Annotated in this window: 11 protein-coding genes; 5 read left to right on the top strand and 6 right to left on the bottom strand. The window is 69.3% G+C overall.

All coding sequences use genetic code 11. The features are described 5' to 3' along the window. Nucleotide 1: 1 nt before the first annotated feature. The 4 genes from EFK10_RS39445 to EFK10_RS39430 form a co-directional block, all read right to left on the bottom strand. Entirely contained in the window at nucleotides 2-889 is an 888-nt protein-coding gene (locus EFK10_RS39445) for an ABC transporter permease (RefSeq protein ID WP_127360459.1), read from the bottom strand. Next, nucleotides 886-1,842 (bottom strand): ABC transporter permease, encoded by a 957-nt coding sequence (locus EFK10_RS39440; RefSeq protein ID WP_127360458.1) that lies wholly within the window; start codon nucleotides 1,840-1,842, stop codon nucleotides 886-888. Before EFK10_RS39440 ends, EFK10_RS39445 begins: the two co-directional genes overlap by 4 nt. Nucleotides 1,843-1,845: 3 nt before the next feature. Continuing rightward, complete coding sequence (locus tag EFK10_RS39435) at nucleotides 1,846-3,441, bottom strand: ABC transporter substrate-binding protein (RefSeq protein WP_206305779.1); 1,596 nt, start codon at nucleotides 3,439-3,441, stop codon at nucleotides 1,846-1,848. Nucleotides 3,442-3,680: 239 nt separating this feature from the next. After that, entirely contained in the window at nucleotides 3,681-5,474 is a 1,794-nt protein-coding gene (locus tag EFK10_RS39430; protein WP_127360456.1) for a gamma-glutamyltransferase family protein, read from the bottom strand. 203 nt (nucleotides 5,475-5,677) lie between these two features. Here EFK10_RS39430 and EFK10_RS39425 point away from each other — a divergent pair, with 203 nt between their 5' ends. The 5 genes from EFK10_RS39425 (at nucleotide 5,678) to EFK10_RS39405 (ending at nucleotide 11,883) form a co-directional block, all read left to right on the top strand. Continuing rightward, nucleotides 5,678-6,565: a LysR family transcriptional regulator gene (locus EFK10_RS39425; protein WP_127360455.1), complete on the top strand. Its 888-nt coding sequence runs from the start codon at nucleotides 5,678-5,680 to the stop codon at nucleotides 6,563-6,565. A 166-nt stretch (nucleotides 6,566-6,731) separates the two neighbouring features. Further along, nucleotides 6,732-7,088 carry a hypothetical protein gene (locus EFK10_RS39420; RefSeq protein WP_127360454.1) on the top strand — a complete coding sequence of 119 codons (357 nt, stop codon included), beginning with the start codon at nucleotides 6,732-6,734 and terminating at the stop codon, nucleotides 7,086-7,088. Beyond that, the gene (locus EFK10_RS39415; RefSeq protein ID WP_127360453.1) at nucleotides 7,085-7,948 is read left to right on the top strand and encodes an FAD binding domain-containing protein; all 864 of its coding nucleotides are present in this window, start codon (nucleotides 7,085-7,087) and stop codon (nucleotides 7,946-7,948) included. The genes EFK10_RS39420 and EFK10_RS39415 overlap by 4 nt, the downstream gene beginning before the upstream one ends. Continuing rightward, nucleotides 7,945-10,908, top strand: coding sequence for a molybdopterin-dependent oxidoreductase (locus tag EFK10_RS39410; RefSeq protein ID WP_206305778.1), 2,964 nt, complete (start codon nucleotides 7,945-7,947; stop codon nucleotides 10,906-10,908). The genes EFK10_RS39415 and EFK10_RS39410 overlap by 4 nt, the downstream gene beginning before the upstream one ends. A 36-nt stretch (nucleotides 10,909-10,944) precedes the next feature. After that, nucleotides 10,945-11,883, top strand: a complete 939-nt coding sequence (locus tag EFK10_RS39405; RefSeq protein WP_127360451.1) for an NAD(P)-dependent oxidoreductase — start codon at nucleotides 10,945-10,947, stop codon at nucleotides 11,881-11,883. Here the strand turns inward: EFK10_RS39405 and EFK10_RS39400 are convergent. Further along, nucleotides 11,843-13,162, bottom strand: coding sequence for a TIGR02679 family protein (locus tag EFK10_RS39400; RefSeq protein WP_127360450.1), 1,320 nt, complete (start codon nucleotides 13,160-13,162; stop codon nucleotides 11,843-11,845). The genes EFK10_RS39405 and EFK10_RS39400 overlap by 41 nt on opposite strands. Nucleotides 13,163-13,169: 7 nt before the next feature. Further along, nucleotides 13,170-14,473: SbcC/MukB-like Walker B domain-containing protein (locus tag EFK10_RS52400; protein WP_322973461.1), on the bottom strand; the 1,304-nt coding region annotated here is incomplete at its 5' end.

Below are 14,473 nucleotides of genomic sequence, written 5' to 3'. Positions count from 1 at the left end.
CTCACTTTCCGGTCTTCGGATCGAGCGCGTCCCGCAGGGCGTCGCCGAACAGGTTGAACCCGAGGCAGATCAGCGCGATCACGATGCCGGGGAAGACGGCTGGCCACGGAGTACGGAACAGGTACTGCTGGGCGTCGGAGAGCATGATGCCCAGGCTCGGCTTCGGGGGCTGGATGCCCAGCCCGAGGAAGGACAGGACGGCTTCGCCGAGCACGGCTGCCGGCATGATCACCGTGGCCTGCACGATGATCGCGGACAAGGCGTTGGGCAGGATGTGTTGCCCGAGGATCCGCCATGCTCCCGCGTCCATGGTGTGCGCGGCGAGCACGAAATCGGTGTCCTTCAACCGCAGGGTTTCGGCGCGGACCACACGGATCATGGTGGGAATGTTGGCTATGCCCAGCGCGATCGCCGCGTTTCCGAGCCCGCCGCCGTTGATCGCGGCGAGGCCGACCGCGAGGATGAGAAAGGGGAACGCGAGCATGAGATCGGCGAGTCTGGACACCAGAGTGTCCAGCCAGTGCCAGTAACCCGAGAGCAGCCCGAGTGGGACGCCGACGACGACCGCGAGCAGCACCGACAGCACGCCGACCTCGAACGAAGCGCGCGCGCCGTACAGCACCCGTGACAGCACGTCCCTGCCGAGGTCATCGGTGCCCAGCGCGAATCCGACGGTGCCCGGCTGCTGGAACGGCGTCGAGAAATGCACCTCGGTCGGCGAGTAGGGCGCGAGCCAGGGCGCGAGCACCCCGGCGAGGATCACTATCAGCAGCAGCGCGCCGCCGACCAGACCCATCGGGTTGTGCAACAGCTTGCGCACCACCCGCCCGCGTACCCGCCCGAGATTCGCGACGGGGGTTTCGGCGGGAGTTTCGGCGATTGCGGTCACTGCGCCCTCCCGGACACTCGAATGCGAGGATCGATGGCCGTGTAAAGGAGATCGATCAGCAGATTGATCACGATGTAGGCCGCGGTGACGACCAGGACGACGGCCTGGATGACCGGATAGTCCCGGGTGAACACCGAGTCGAGGGTGAGCTTGCCCATGCCGGGGAGGCTGAAGATGCGCTCGGTGACCACCCCGCCGGCGATCAGGCCACCGAGTTGCAGGCCGATGACCGTGGTCACCACGATCAGGCTGTTGCGCAAGCCGTACCGGAGGATCACGGCGCCGCTGCCCAGGCCCTTCGCACGCGCGGTGCGCACGAAATCGGCGGTGAGTGTGCCGACCATCGACGCCCGGGTCTGGCGCTGGATGACCGCGGCATGAGATATCCCGAGGATCAGTGCCGGCAGGGTCAGGTAATACATCCAGCGCAGCGGATTTTCGGAGAGGGCGACGTAGCCCGATGCGGGAAACCAGCCCAGCTGCACGGAAAGGTAAAGGATCGCGAGGATACCGACCCAGAAGGTCGGCACGGACAGCGCGAGCAGGGAGAAGCCGTTCGCCGCCCACTCGGGCCACCGGCCCCGGAAGACCGCCGCGACCACGCCCGCCGTCATCCCGGCCAGCACGGCGATGGCCATCGCGTAGAGCGCGAGTTGGATCGTCACCGGCAGCGTCGCGCCGATCATCTGGTTGACCGGCATCCCGGTCGCGGTCGACTTGCCGAAGTCGCCGGTCAGCGCGTGGCCGGCGAACCGGAGGTACTGAACCGGGAGGGATTGGTCCAGGCCGAGCTGGGCCCGTATCGCCTTGATCGTCGCGGGGTCGGCATTTTCACCGGCCATCGCCAGCGCCGGGTCACCCGGCAGCGCGCGCACGCCGACGAAGACGACGATCGACGCGAGCACGAGCGTGACGGCGGACTGCCAGAGGCGGTGGAACAGATAGCGCAGCAAAGTTCAGCCCTCCTGGCCTGAGACGAACGCGGCCTTGCCGAGCCGGACCAGTCCGTCGGAGTACATCTCGACGCCGGCGACCCGGGTGGAGTACACGGTGAGGTTGCGCATCCGGTAGAGGTACACGATGGGGTTCTCCCGCTGGATCAGCTTTACGGCCTGTCCGTACAGTTCGGCCCGCTTCGCGGTGTCGGTGATCTCTGCGGCCCGGGCGAGCAGGTCGTCCAGCTGCGCCGAGGAGAATCCGCCGAAGTTGGAGCTCGCGGCCGTGGCGAGGAAGCTCGTGGTGTTCCCGTCCGGGTCGATTCGCCCGGACCAGCCGGTTTGCATCAGCTCGAAATCGCCGCTCTTCCGCATAGTGAGCAATGTGGAGTATTCGACCGGGACGATCTGCAGATCGAAGCCTCCCTCGGCCACGCTGGCCTGCAGCGCCTCGGCATACCGGAGTTCGTCCTGGGTGTTGGCCACCTTGAGGGTTACCTTGAGCGGCACATGGACGCCCGCTGCGGCGAGCAGTTGACGTGAGCGCTGCGGGTTGAACGCCGGGCAGGCATTGCTGGCCGCCGAGGCATATTGGGTCGACGGGGCGATGGGCGAGCACGCCGGATCGAACCAGTTGTTGAACACGGTGTTGACCGAGGTCTTGCGGTCGATGCTGTAGGCGAAGGCTGCCCGGACTCTGGAGTCCCGCGCCATCGGGGTGTTGATGGCTTTCGGGGGCTTTCCGGCACCGTCCACGTTGCCGGTGTTGATCACGATTCCCCGATATCCGAGATAGTTGGACTGCAGGACCTTCAGCTTCGGATCCTTGTCCAGCACGTCGACGTCCTGCGGGGAGATCGTGTCGGCCACCTGGATATCGCCGGAGCGCAGATTCGCGGCCCGGATGTTCGCGTCCGGCATGATCCGGTAGATGATCTTGTCGAGGTGGACGTGGGCGGCGTCGTAGTACAACGGGTCGCGCGTGACTGTGATGGAGGTCTGCGGGACGCGATTGACGAACTTGAACGGACCGACGCAGACAGGTGACTCGCCGAAATTGTCGCCCTTCGCGGCCAGCGCGGTCGGCGACATGATCATCCCGGCCCGGTCGGCGAGCGCGGCGGTGATCGGCGCGAACGCGCGCTTGAAGTGGAGCACCACATGGGTCGCGTCGGTAGCCTTGATGCTGTCGATCGGGCCCATTTCGCTGGTGCGCGCCGAAGTCGCCGAGGTGAGATGGCGCCACAGGCTGGTGCGCACGGCCTTCGCGTTGAATGCGGTGCCGTCGGCGAACACGATGCCGGTGCGGACCGGAATCGTCACGGTCCGCCCGTCGCCCGAGATCGTGGGCAACGCGGTCGCGAGCTGCGGGACGATCTTGCCGCTCGCATTGGTGTCGTACAGCTTCTCGCAGATCGCGCTCAGCACGTTGCGCGTCAACGACGAGCTGGATGTGGTCGGGTCGAGCTCGTCCGGATCGCCGGACAAGCCCATCACGAGCGTGCCGCCTGAACTGACCTGTTGGTTACTGATGGGGGCGCCGTAGGCGTCGGTGTGACCGCCGGGGACGCTGAGGTGCTGGATGGGGACGCAAGCGGCGAGCATGGCCGCGGCCAAGGAAATCACCGCAACCCGAAGCGGGGCGCCGCGCGGAAATTTCGAACACCGAAGGAACATAGAAGAAACTCCCAGTGCTTCATTTTATGTGAGGCTCAAGGTAGTTCCTGTTCCCGCGTGTTCCATTGCGGATAAGTTAAGTACTGTTACGATCTTTCGTTCCCCTACAAAATTGGCATGGCGAAGGGTGAATAGCGGTCCGGGTTCGGACCGCTATTCACCCTTCGCCATGCCCGTCGCTATCGCCCGACGGCATAACCCTGCATACCGCGCGGGTTCGCGCCAGCCGACAGGACGCCGGTTTCGGGGTCGCGAGCGACCGCGCAGAGCCGGCCCTCCGACCATGGTTCGCCGACCGTTACCTCGTGCCCGCGGCGTCGTAGTTCGGCAATGGCGAGGTCGCCGATTCGCGATTCCACCGTGACACTTCCCGGATTCATGACCCGCGGATAGAAAGAACTCGGAAAACTCTCGTTGTGCCAATTCGGCGCGTCGATCGCGCCTTGCAAGTCGAGCCCGCCGCGCACTTTCTCCCGCAATGCGACGGCGAGGAAGAAATGCACGCTCCACTGGTCCTGCTGATCACCACCGGGAGTTCCGAATGCCATGATCGGCTCTCCATCCCGAAGTGCCATGGACGGTGTGAGCGTGGTACGCGGGCGCCGGCCGGGGGACAGGGAGTTGGGCAGTCCGGGCTCGAGCCACGTCATCTGCAGCCGGGTGCCCAGCTGGAAGCCGAGGCCGGGCACAGCGGGGTTGGACTGCAGCCAGCCGCCGCTCGGGGTGGCGGCGATCATGTTGCCCCAGCGGTCGACCACGTCCAGGTGACAGGTGTCCCCTCGGGTGTAACCGTCCTTCGCCACCGTCGGTTCACCGGCGCCGGCAACCGGCGGCAGGCCCACGGGGCCGTTGTCGGCGACGCGCCGGGCGTGTTTGCTCAGCCGGGGGTCCCGCCCGTCGGGGCTGCCTGGCCGCAGTTCGAACGAAGCCCGCTCTCCGATGAGGGCACGCCGGGCGTCGTTGTAGTCGGCGGAGAGCAGCGTTTCCAGCGCCACGTCTGCACTGTCGCCGTACCAGGCCTCACGGTCGGCCATCGTGAGTTTCATGCCCTCAATGAGGGTGTGCACGTAGTCCGGCGTGCCGTAGTCCAGATGGGTGCCGCGCAGCAGGGCGAGCTGCTGCAGGAAGACCGGGCCCTGGCTCCACAGGCCCGGCTTGGCCACCGTCCAGCCATTCCAGTCGTAGGTGGCGGGCTCCTCGTAGGTCGCGGAGAACGCGGCGAGGTCCGCACCGGTGAGGGTACCGGCGTGCCGCTCGCCGGACGTGTCCATTGCGGGGCGTGCCGCGAATTCTGCGATTGCCTCGGCGATGAAGCCCTCGCGCCACACCCTGCGGGCCGCGTCGATCTGGGTCTCGCGGCCGGAACCCGCCGCTTCGGCTTCCGCGATGACCCGCCGCCAGGTGTCAGCCAGCGCCGGATTGCGTAGCAGGGCGCCGGGAGCAGGGGACTTGCCGTCGCGGAGATAGATCTCGGCTGACGTGGGCCACTCGGTTTCGAAGAGCTCCCGTACCGTTTCGACAGTCTCGCCGATCCGCTCGACGACGGGGTGCCCGTGCTCGGCGTAACCGATGGCGTACTTCAGTACGTCGGAAAGCCGCTTGGTGCCGTGATCGCGCAGAAGCAGCATCCAGGCGTCGAACGCGCCGGGCACGGCGGCGGCCAGCGGACCGGTGCCGGGCACAAGGTCCAGGCCGAGCGACGTGTAGTGCGCGATGGTCGCGCCGGCGGGTGCCGGGCCCTGCCCGCAAAGGACTTGGGGTCGATGGCCGACCGGGGCCAGAATCATCGGAGCTTCGCCCGCAGGTCCGTTCAGGTGTGGTTCGACGACGTGCAGCACGAAACCGGCGGCGACCGCTGCGTCGAAGGCATTGCCGTCGTCCTCCAACACCGCCATGGCCGTCGAGGAGGCGAGCCAGTGCGTGGAGGACACCATGCCGTGGATGCCTTGCAGGGTCGGTCGGGTGGTGAACAACTTGGTCCTTTCCGTTCACGTATTCGGCGCTGTCCAAGAACGCGGGATAGCTCCCCGGGCGCGTTCCTCGACTCACCTCACGCAGGTCCCACCAGTTCTAAAACGATCTATCCGGAGTAAACACCCACTGTTGACTTTGCGTCCAAGACATCTATGACACCATTCAGATAGCCAATCGCTATCAGTCAGTTCGTGAGGACTCCATGGAACGCCACCAACTCGAATACTTCGTGGCTGTCGTGGAGCAGGGCGGGTTCACCCACGCTGCGCGGTCGCTGCGCGTCGCCCAGCCCTCGCTGTCGCGTGCGATCCAGAAACTCGAACGCGACCTCGGGGTCACGCTCTTCCACCGGGTCGGCCGCAACGTCGTGCTCAGCAACGCCGGGGAAATGCTGGCCGACAGGGCGAGGCTCGTGCTCCGCGATCTCGACGCCCTGCGTGCCGCAGCGCGGTCGATCGGCCATGGAACGGTGGGCCGGGTGGATGTCGCGGCGACGTCATCTTCGGCACTGGAGCCCGTGACGAGCATTGTCGCCGAACTCCGCGAGCGTCATCCGGGCGTCACGGTCAGTACCTCGTCCGCCCTGTCGGCGGCCGAAGTGGTCGTCATGGTGCTCCAGGGCCGTTGCGAGGTCGGGGTCTCCGGCAGCGCCGAGCGCCCCACCGGCCAGGGGCTGGTCGCACATCACCTACGAGACGAAGAGTTCCTGCTCGTAGTGCCACCGAACACGATGGCAGGCACCGGGCCCACGGTGGCTCCCGAGGCGCTGCGCGGCATGCGGTTCGTGGTGACCAAGCCGGCGACGGCGGTCCGCTCCCTTTTCGACCGACTCGCCGCCACCGTCGGCGATATGACCATCGCGGCGGAGGTCGGCGACCGGAGCGTGGTCCTGCCCATGGTACTCAAGGGAATCGGGGCCGGCCTGATGCCGGACGGCTGGGCTGATCTGGCCAGGCGGGCCGGTGCGGAGGTCTACCGGTTCTCGCCCGCGGAAACACTTCCGCAGTGGCTTATATACCGAGGTGGCCCCGTCACCGCCGCGACCCAGGCCTTCATCGACACCACGTTGGCCGCCAGCGACGGACAGTGACCGGTGATGCCTCCGAGGGGCCGCGGGATCGATCCAGTCAAGCTGGGATCTATGCTCGTTTCGTTACACGCGTTCGAGTGACGCGATGCAAGGTCCAACCGCTACGAGGCACGAACCGCGCACTGCCCTGAGTATCGGCACGGTGCGCGGGGCACGGAGGTCGGAAATGTTCGGACTCACGACGCGCTGGTCCCTGGTCGGCACCGGGGCGGAGGTCAGTGATCGGCTGCGGGAGTACGTAGGCAACGAGTCGCAGCCGAGGTTCACCGGTCGGGCCGGGCTGATCGAGAAAATCTGGACCATGCAGCCCGGGGGGTTCTTCGCCGGCAACTACCTGTGGGCCAGCGAGCAGGCACGAAGCGAATTCGTGGCATCACTGGCCACGACGCCCTCGAAGGTCACCGAGATCGTCGGACATGACCCCGACATCATCGAGGAGTTCGAGGTCATCGCTGTCGCCGAAGGCGGCGAGGGCATGGCCGGCATCACTGAGCTCGGCACCGCCTTCCGCGCCTCGGCATGAAACCGGCGCCATTCGACTACGCGCGCCCGCGCCATCTGGCCGAGCTTCTCGGCACGCTGGTCGATGGTGATGTGCTCCTCGCCGGTGGACAGAGCCTGCTGGCTGATCTGAACGAGCGGAAGCGTAGCTCGCGGCGGCTCGTCGACATCAACGGGATCGGCGCGTTGCAACGCCTCGACGTCGGGCCGGACAGTGTCGTGCTGGGTGCGCTCACCCGCCACCAGACTCTGGCCGACAGTCCGGAAGTACGTGCTGCGGTCCCGGTGCTGTCGTGCGCGGCGGCCCGCGTCGGACATGCGGCGGTGCGCACCCGCGGCACCCTTGGTGGCAGCATCGCCAATGCCGACCCGGCCGCCGAGCTGCCCGGTATCGGCGTACTGCTGGGCGCTTCGGCGCAGCTGCGCTCGCCGGACAGCTCCCGCAGGGTCGACGTCGAGGAACTGCTGCACCCGAGGGCGATCGGAGAGCAGGAGGTGATCGTCGCCATCGAGCTGCCCCGCATGACCAGCCGGGACGGATGGGGTTTCCGGGAGGTGAGCCGACCGGGCGCCTACGCCTTTGCGCTGGTGACCGTCGCGGCCACGCTGAGGCTGGCGGTCGACGGCACGGTGTCGGCGCTGCGGGCCGCTGTGACGGGAGCCGCCCCCGCGCCCTACGCTCTGGGTGATGCCGCCGGTGAACTGATCGGCCGGGAACCCGACCAGGAGTGGTTCGGCGCGGTCGCCGACCTCCTGGTAGGGCGCGCCGACCCTGTGACCGACCTGTACGCGAGTGCGGCCTACCGCCGTCGGCTGATCCGTCATCTGACCCACGAGGTGCTGGCGGACGCCCTCCAGCGCGCCCGGGAGGCGATGTCGTGACCGGCGTGGAGATCAACGTCAACGGCCGGCAGTACGGACTCGAAGTCGAACCGCGCACTCTGCTGTCCGATGCACTGCGTGACGGCTGCGGCCTGACCGGCACGCACGTCGGCTGCGAGCACGGTGTGTGCGGGGCGTGCACGGTGCTGATCGAGGGCCGGCCGGTCCGCTCGTGTCTGATGCTCGCCGTTCAGGCCGACGGGCAGGACGTCACCACCGTTGAAGGGCTGGCCGGACCGGACGGGCTGAACCCGTTGCAGGAAGCCTTCCGCGCCGAACACGGCCTGCAGTGCGGGTTCTGCACACCTGGGATCCTGGTCACGCTGACCGCCCATCTGGCCGATCACCCGGATGCGACCGAGGCGGAACTGCGCCACGCGGTGTCCGGGAACCTGTGCCGGTGCACGGGCTATCAGAACGTCATCGCGGCCGCGGTGCGCGCCGCGCGGTCGGCATCCGCGCGGTCGGCATCCGCGCAGTCAGACGAAACCGAACCGACGGCGACCGGGCCCGGCGAAACCAGCACGGCGCCCACCGGACCGACGGCGACCGGACCGGTCGGAATCGAACCGGCGACCACCGGGCCGCTGGGGACGGCAATCACCCGGCGCGAGGACCATCGGCTGCTCAGCGGCACCGCGACCTTCGTCGACGACATAGCGCTGCCCGGCGCGCTGCACGCCCATTTCGTGCGCAGCCCGCACGCTCACGCGTCCATCGTCACCATCGACACCTCGACCACACGTGGAATTCAGGGCGTCGTCGGAGTGTTCACCGGCGCGGATCTGGCCGCCTGGACCGTTCCGCTGCGGGTCGCCCCGCCGATCGACGGGCTGGTCCCGCTGGAGACCGAATCACTGCCGACGGCCAAGGTGCGCTTCGTCGGCGACCCCGTCGCGGTCGTGGTGGCCGACAGCCGGTACACCGCCGAGGACGCGGCAGCACTGGTCAGGGTGGAGTACGAAGTGCTCCAACCCGCGCTCGACCTGGCGGCGAGCCTGGAGGGTCGCGCGCCCCTGGTCGACGAGACGGTGGACTCCAACGTCGTATTCCGTGAGCACTTCTCCGCAGGGGATGCGGCGACCGCCTTCGCCGGGGCGCACCGGGTGGTCCGGACCCGGTTCTCCCACCAGCGGATGACGCACGCGCCGATGGAGACGCGGGGCTGCGCGGCGGTCTGGGACGCGGGCCGCGCCGAGCTGACCATGTACACCGGCACGCAGGTGCCGCACCCCTACCGCACGCAGCTGGCGGCGCGCCTGCGGTTGGCCGAGCATCAGGTCCGGGTGATCGTGCAGGATGTCGGAGGTTCCTTCGGGCAGAAGCTCATTGTGCACCGGGAGGAACTGGCGGTGGCCGCCCTCGCCCGCCACCTGGACCGCCCGGTGCGTTGGCGGGAGGACCGCATTGAGAACCTGACCGCTGCCCTGTCGGCCCGTGAGGACTCCGCCGAAGTGGAGACCGCGGTCACCGCCGACGGCCGGATCCTCGCCGTACGGGCCCGTCTGACCAGCGATTTCGGTGCCTACGCGCTCTTCCCCGCGAACTACATGCTGCGGGTCGTCGCGATGATGCTGCCGAACGCCTACCGGTTGGCCGACTACGAGTACGACATGACCGTGGTGCTGTCCAACAAGATCCCGGCTTCTCCGATGCGGGCACCCATGGCGATCTGCACCTGGGTCACCGAGGGCACCATCGACGCGATCGCCCGGGATCTGGGCCTGGATCCGGTCGAGGTACGCGAGCGCAACATGCTCCGCGAGTCCGAGTTGCCCTATGTCACCGCGGTTGGCGAGACCTACGAGGACATCACTCCGTACCGGACCTACCGGACCGCGCTGGATGCCTACGGCTACGCCGAGTTCCGCCGCCGGCAGCACGCCGATCGCAAGGCCGGGATCTACCGCGGCCTGGGAATCGCCTGCCTCGTGGAGCCGACGACCTACGGGTCGGCGTTCTACCGCTCGGCCGGCATCCCCGGTTCAGGGCACGAGTCGGCCTGGGTCCGGATCGACCCGAGCGGTGCCGTGGTGGCCTCGGTGGGCATCGCCCCGGCTGGTCAGGGACATGAGACGACCATCGCGCAGGCGGTCGCGGCGGGGCTGGGCGTGCGGCCCGAGGACGTGGCCGTACGGCTGGGCGACACCGAGGTCGCTCCGTACGGGATGGGAACCCGCGGCGCCCGCAGCGGCACGGCCGGTGGTGGCGCCGCGCTGCTCGCGGCGCAGCGTCTGAAGGACAAGGTGCTGGCCATCGCCCGGGAGCAGGTGGGTACGTCCGGCGCGCCCGGAAGCGGCGCCGCGGACGGGTCCGGGCTGGACGTCCGCGACGGCGAGATCGTGCGGGCCAAGGACGGCGGTCACGTCGGCACGGGCGTCGCCCTCGCCGACATTGCCCGTACCGCCTACCTCGACCCGCTGTCGCTGCCGCCGGGAATGGAGCCGGGGCTGGTCGCGCACCTGGCCTATGACCCGCCGCCGATGACCTATTCCAATGCCGCCCACCTGTGTGAGGTCGTCGTCGACCCCGTCACCGGCCAGGTGCGCATCGAGCGCTATCTGGTCGCGGAGGACGCCGGCACCATGATCAACCCGAAGGTGGTCGAGGGACAGATCCACGGCGCGGTCATGCTCGGCACAGGAGGCGTGCTCTACGAGGGCGTGTCCTACGACGCCGAGGGCAACAACCTCACACCGACATTCCGCGACTATGTGCTGCCCTCGGCACAGGAAGCGCCGCGGATCGAGGTGCTGCACTGCGGCACACCCAGCTCGCGTACTCCCGGTGGCATGAAGGGCATGAGCGAGGGCGGGGTGATGGGCTCGATCGCCGCGGTGACCGCGGCGATCAACGACGCGATCGCGCCGTTCGGCCTGGTCATGGAAGACCTTCCGATCACCGCCCCTCGGCTGTCGGACCTGCTGGCCGGCCGCACCGCTGCGCTGCCCACCGAATGATCCGTTCCACCCGTCTCCCAGGAAGGACCGCCTACTATGCCGGCGTCCACCACTGTTCCCCGTTCCGTCGCCGTCGTCGGACTCGGTGCCATGGGCGCACCGATGGCCCAAGTCCTGCTCGATGCCGGCTTTGACGTCGCCGTGGTTCCGCACCGACGACGCGAGGCGGCCGAAGCGCTGGCGGACAAGGGCGCGAAGATCGTCGACAGTGTGGCGGCAGCGGCCCGCAACGCCGATGTCGTCATCGCCCTCGTGCCGGACCTGCCTCAGCTGCTGGAACTCGCCGAAGGCCCGGGCGGGCTGGTGGAGGGCAGCCATGAGGGTCTCACCCTGCTCAACATGAGCACGGTGTCCCCGGACGGCGTCACCGCGCTCGCCGACCGGCTCGCCGCGGCGGGCATCCGCATGGTGGACGCGCCGATCAGCGGTGGCCCGGTCCGCGCGGCCGACGGCACCCTCACCATCATGGTCGGCGGCACCGACAGCGACATCGACCATGTGTCCGGCCTGCTCGACGCTCTTGGCCGGAACATCTTCCGCACCGGTCCGCTGGGTACCAGCCAGGTCGCCAAGCTGTGCAACAACATCCTGACGGCGACGATCATGGTCGCCAACTCCGAGGCACTCACCCTGGGCGCGAAGGCCGGTCTGGACCCGGCGCAGCTGCGGGACATCGTGCTCGCCTCGTCGGGCGGCAGCACCGTGCTGGACACCTGGGTCCCGCGCAACCTGCTGCGCGACGTCTACGAGCCGGGGTTCGCCCTGCGTCTGATGTACAAGGACGCCGGCCTGGCCCGCGACCTGGCACGCCAGTCCGGCGTGCCGATGCCACTGGCGAACCTGGCCCACGAGCTGTACGGCTTCTGCATGCAGGGGCCGGGCGCGGACCGGGACTACTCGTTCGTCAGCACGCTCTTCCAGGATGCCGCCGATGTCACCGTGGCCACCGGCCACCCGCGGAGCCAGCCGGAATAACCGGGGCATCGGCCCTAGGAGGCATGGCGACGGCGAGGTCCGCGAGGAGTGCGGGGAGCAGGCGCTCCTCCATGACGGCACGTCCCTGTCCGGCCATCAGCTCGGCGAGTTCCGGTTCCCAGGGGCTGGGGGCCGCGGCTCCGACGAGCGGGGTGGAGTCGCCCGCCGTGAGGGCGGTGCGGTAATCGGCGGCGGCCATCTGCCAGGGGCTCGCTCCCCCGGCAGCGAGGGCCGCCCCGACAATCCGCAGACCGGTCCAGTCGAAGTCGGCCCGCACCCGCAGCGGCGCCCCGGCGTGCACGGCGGCGTCGAGCAGGCGCCGGCAGGCCGCCGAGGGCACGCCTTCCGTACAGACCAGCGGAGCGCTGTCCGCGCCCAGTTCCGCGGCGGCGGCGCGCAGCACCGCGGGGTTCTCGCAGACGAAGATCTCGCGCGCGTCGAGGGTGAGCGGATATGCCGTGAGTTGATGCAGTGTCAGCCGGAAGGGAATACCGAAGTCGGCGGCGCCATTGAGCCAGTGAGCGACCACGTGGTCACGGGTGGCACGCAGATTCAGCACCAGGACCTGGCTGGCCAGGTCGTCTGCGACGGCGCCGAAGCGCTCCCACAGCAGCCGCTGACCGACCCGGTCGCGGGGCAGGTCCGATTCCGCGCGCAGGGCGAGGGCGCGCAGCACCAGTGAGGCCAGGGGAGCGCCCGCGACCAGGGCCTTGGTGTCGCCGGTGGTCCACTCGGCGAGCACGGGCAGCGGGAGCGGGGGCCGGTCGTCGGGCACCGGCAGCCGGTCCAGGACTGCGACGGCCCAGGACACGAGCCGGGCGTCGCCCCGGCGCAGCAGCCGGGTGAGCGTCCCGTCCCCCGTGATCGCCTCGGTCCAGGCGGTGTACCAGGATTCGCCGGCGTGGCGGCCGGTGTCCAGGGCGGCGCGCAGTTGGTCGCGCTGCTCCGCTTCGGCCCGCCGTTCGCCGGGCCGGTCGCGTAGCGGCCCGTGCAGCCGGGCCAGTACGGTGGGCAGTGATTGGCCGTGCATCTCGCACAGGGCGGCGTCCAGGGCGGCCAGGTCCACGGTCAGGCGTTTGACGCTCTCGGGACGGTACTGGCCGGTGACGCCGATCACGACCCGGCGCTCGGCCTCGCTGGGGCCGGTGAGGCCGACTGCGCCCTCCAGCATCCCGCCGGTGCGCTCCAGTCGGCGCCGGGCGGCGGCGAGCAACCGCTGCCAGCCCTCGCCCCGCAGCTCGTCGAGGGCAGAGCCGGGGTCTGCCTGGCGCCCGGTCATGCCGCGGTCATGCCGCGACCGGGCGGCGGCGGGTGCCCGGCGAGCCGAGGGCTACGGTCAGCTCGCCCGCGTCGTCAGCGAGCAGTTGGGAGCCGTCCCACACCAGCAGCAGTGCGCTGACGGTGTGCTCGACCGGGGAATGGGCCAGGTCGTAGTGGGCCGCGGCGGGCACGGCGGCTTGGGCGGCCCACAGGTCGTAGCCGGTCATGAAGAGGTCCAGGTCGAACTGGGCTGCCAGGCTCATCAGTTCGCCGCGCCCGGTGTCATCCACTCCGGCGAAGGCCTCGTCCAGGGCGAGCAGCCGGGGCGCGTGCGGGTGCGCGGAGTTCAGCATGGCGTGAGCCGCGGCGAACAGCGGCAGGTGCAGCGAGACCGACTGCTCGCCACCGGACAGGCGACTGTGCCGGGCACGGGTCAGCCGCTCCTCGGCTCCACCGGGGCGCACCAGCTGGAAGACGAACTGCCGCCAGCTGCGGTAGTCCAGCACTTCCGCGAGCAGTTCCCGGTAGGGACGGTCGCGCCAGCGGGCCCGGGCGTTCTTGATCTGGGTGGCGAAGTGGGCGCGCATCCGGGCGAGGGAGTCGGGGCCGAGCCGGGTCGCGTCGGCGTCGAGCAGGGCGCAGACGCCTCGCTGCTCCTCGTCCAGGTTGTCGGCGAGGAGCCAACTGACGCCGACTGTGGTCCCGGACGACATCTTCCGGGAACGCATCTCGGCGTTCATCCGGTGGATGAGGTCGCGGGCGTCCACGGTGCGGTCGTGGATCTGCTGGGCGAGCCGGGTGAGCAGGGCGTCCTCCAGGATGCGCTGCTCGGAGTCGGTGAGCAGCTGCTGCTGGTCGTGGCGGGCGGCGGCGATGCGGGCGGCGAACGCGCCGACCGGCAGCGGGCCCTGCTCGTCGGCGATGCGTACGACGATGACGCCGTCCGCGCCGTCCCACTCGGGGCGGTAGTCCTGTCCGGCGGCTCCGAGCTGCGCCTGGAGGTCGTCGAGGGCCTTGGTGAGGCGGGTGGTGGACTGCTTGAGTGAGGTCTCGGTGGGGGTGAGTTCCCGGGTCGCGGCCAGGATCGCCTCATGGACGGCGGTGACGGCGGCGGGCAGTTCCTCGGCGGCCCAGTCGGCTTCCTGTCCGGGCCAGGCGAGACCTGGCGGGCACTTGAGGACGTCCAGCAGTTCCCGCTGTGCGTACGGGGCGAGTCCGCGGGCGGTCTCGAGTTCCTCCGCGGCGGCGACGGCGTGTGCCTCGCGGGCGGCAGTGAGCCGCGCTCCGGCGGCGGCGGCCTCGGTGAGGGCGGCGCGCTCGGCGGCGCGGG

The sequence above is a fragment of the Streptomyces soli genome, assembly GCF_003999195.1.
In the GTDB taxonomy this organism is placed as follows: domain Bacteria; phylum Actinomycetota; class Actinomycetes; order Streptomycetales; family Streptomycetaceae; genus Actinacidiphila; species Actinacidiphila soli.
The sequence above is the reverse complement of the archived record's forward strand: the minus strand, read 5'-3'. Positions and strand labels throughout refer to the sequence as shown.